The sequence below is a fragment of the Candidatus Viridilinea mediisalina genome, assembly GCF_002532535.1.
GTDB lineage: Bacteria > Chloroflexota > Chloroflexia > Chloroflexales > Chloroflexaceae > Viridilinea > Viridilinea mediisalina.
Genome location: NZ_NQWI01000241.1, coordinates 1 through 2,422 on the forward strand (window position 1 = coordinate 1; position 2,422 = coordinate 2,422).

At 54.6% G+C, this 2,422-nt stretch carries 5 protein-coding genes; 3 read left to right on the forward strand and 2 right to left on the reverse strand.

The annotated features are described in order from the left end of the window. The first annotated feature begins 665 nt into the window (after nucleotides 1-665). On the forward strand, nucleotides 666-911 hold the full coding sequence (locus tag CJ255_RS21685; protein ID WP_097646155.1) for a CopG family transcriptional regulator: 246 nt from the start codon (nucleotides 666-668) through the stop codon (nucleotides 909-911). Beyond that, nucleotides 898-1,332: a PIN domain-containing protein gene (locus CJ255_RS21690; protein WP_097646156.1), complete on the forward strand. Its 435-nt coding sequence runs from the start codon at nucleotides 898-900 to the stop codon at nucleotides 1,330-1,332. Before CJ255_RS21685 ends, CJ255_RS21690 begins: the two co-directional genes overlap by 14 nt. 30 nt (nucleotides 1,333-1,362) lie before the next feature. On the opposite strand, the gene CJ255_RS23885 is transcribed toward CJ255_RS21690, so the two are convergent. Beyond that, a complete protein-coding gene (locus CJ255_RS23885; RefSeq protein ID WP_165774883.1) occupies nucleotides 1,363-1,521 on the reverse strand; it encodes a hypothetical protein in 159 nt (52 codons plus the stop codon). A 7-nt stretch (nucleotides 1,522-1,528) separates the two neighbouring features. Next, complete coding sequence (locus CJ255_RS21695) at nucleotides 1,529-1,798, reverse strand: hypothetical protein (protein ID WP_097646157.1); 270 nt, start codon at nucleotides 1,796-1,798, stop codon at nucleotides 1,529-1,531. A 148-nt stretch (nucleotides 1,799-1,946) separates the two neighbouring features. Between CJ255_RS21695 and CJ255_RS21700 the strand changes: the two genes are divergently transcribed. Next, nucleotides 1,947-2,249, forward strand: coding sequence for a hypothetical protein (locus tag CJ255_RS21700; protein ID WP_097646158.1), 303 nt, complete (start codon nucleotides 1,947-1,949; stop codon nucleotides 2,247-2,249). The last annotated feature ends 173 nt before the right edge of the window (nucleotides 2,250-2,422 follow it).

A 2,422-nucleotide genomic window follows, 5' to 3' on the forward strand; every position in this document is an offset into this window, starting at 1 on the left:
CTCAGCCGACTAACGTCGGCACTACGATGCCCGCCCATGTACTGTTCAGCATGACAGGCTGCTGGGATACGTAACAATTTCTGCTTCCCTAAGAATCATCGGTGCAGGCGGGCATGGACGGGCTGCTGCAACGCCCTTTCCGGCGGTGATCATCAATCCAGCGCATGCGTAGCGCGGGTCATGGGATGGGACATCTCGCGTTCCAATGACACCGTGGCATGGCCTCGGGATGGCGCAATGTCGATGGGTAGGGCTTAGCAGCGGCCTTTCGCTTTCGGCACACGCATGATTCCTTGGGTGGCCGCTGCTACGCCCCTACGTTGCGGGGTGATGTGGTTCCTGTCTTCACGAGGTAGGGCGTAGCAGCGGCCTTTCGCTTTCGATACACGCATGATTCCTTGGGGGGCCGCTGCTACGCCCTGCACGGGGAAGGATAAGAATCATCGCGCAGGCGGGAATGGACAGGCTGCTGCAACGCCCCTACAGCGACCCCCCAAAGGCGACAATGCTATAATACCAATTACCATTAAACATGCCGCATAGCAAATTACGTCAGACCGCATTGCAATGAGGTATACCCTGCTTGTCACTCGTCACTCGTCACTCGTAACTGCTATAATACATCCCACGCAAAACGTGACCGCTAAACGAATAAGGATGGCCGTATGGAAAGAGCATCAATCACCCTTGATCTTCCCAAAACGATGGTGCAACGCATCGAACGTCTGGCCAACCAACGCCAGATGTCGGTCACCCACCTCGTGACCCAAACGCTTGAACAGTTGGTTGCCCACGATGAGTCCTATGCGCTCGCACGACAGCGCCACCTCCAATCGCTCGCGCACGCTGCCGATCTTGGCACGGGTGGCCAACTCCTAAACACGCGAGATGAACTTCATGCACGATTCTGAGCAATTACAATTCATTGATACCAATATTCTAATCTACGCGCATGACCGTTCGGCAGGTGTGAAACATCAGCAAGCACGCGATCTGATAGCGACACTTTGGCAGCATGGGAATGGCTGTCTGAGTATTCAGGTATTGCAAGAGTTCTACGTCAATGTGACTCGCAAAGTTGCTCATCCGTTGTCTCCTGAGAACGCAAGTCAAATCATTGCTGATCTGTCGAACTGGACAGTTCATCAACCCAATGTTGCTGATCTTCTGGAGGCTATTCGCATACAGCAGCGCTTCCAGCTTTCGTTTTGGGATGCGATGATTCTTGTGAGTGCATTGCGCCTTGATTGTCACACACTCTGGTCAGAGGATCTCAATTCCGGACAACAGTATGAGCAGCTTCGGGTGTTGAATCCATTTGCACTTTCGTAGGCAAGGTTCTCCCATGACCACCCCCTCCGGCTACGGCGATCTCCCCGCAATCTCGACGGTGACCAATGTTGGGACAATAATCGGAAGATGGCGCTCGCGCAGCAGACGGAGCAACTGCCGACTGGCAGCGTGATCGGCCTCTTGCTGTTCAACTGCATTGATCCAGACGCTGGTATCGATGGTGTACATCAGCGCCTCATGTCGCTGAGCACCTCAGCACTATAGCACTATCCCGTCCTGGCGGATTGGTTGGTTCATCACCGAGACGTAACAGCGCATCCCATGCATCCTCTTCGCCATCGCCATGCAACACGGTGGATGGCTGCATTGCTTCTTGCGTTGCCAGTGGAAGCACTTGGGCGACCTGGGGAACTAAGCGCTCGATGATGCGGAGTTTATCGACGGGCGGCAGGCATGTTGCCCAGGTAAGTACCTGAGCGAAGGTTGGGGGTTCTCTCGTTGCCATCGTTATCTTCCTTTGATTCCATCATCTGGCGTCTCACATGCGCGAGCCAATCGTCGAGGTGGCAAGGCTATTCCGACCCATTGGTGTTTTTGCTGAACCGCTTATGCCTACAGAACGGTTTGTGGCCCTGATTGGAAAGGAGCGACTCATGAGTTCAGATTTGATTACCTATCTCGTTAATGAGCACGTCGCGGAGGTTGAAAGGAAGTACGCCGATGAGTTGCAACAGACGCGCACCGCGCTCTCCCGCGCCCTCCAAGAATTGGTCGAGGATGCCGTCATCTTCCGCTTTCCCGCCACGCCTGCAGTTCTCGTTCGCAACATCCGATCATGCACCGACGCGGAGCAACTTACTGCGTTGCACCATGCCATCCTGCAAGCTCCTGACCAGCCGACGGTCGAGGCGCTGCTCGCCGCATTGCCAACAGATGGGGCGCGGCGGTCGGCGTGATGGCCGCGTTTCAGACTGATATAGGGATGAGTGATATTGATCCTTGTATTCTCATGTGATAGCATGCCAGCAGATTCGCTACCGCAGGAGTTCATACTATGCGCCTCGATCACTATCTTGATGTCCAGGCCGAAGATGTTATTCGGTTGAAAGGCCATCGCATTGGCCTTGAA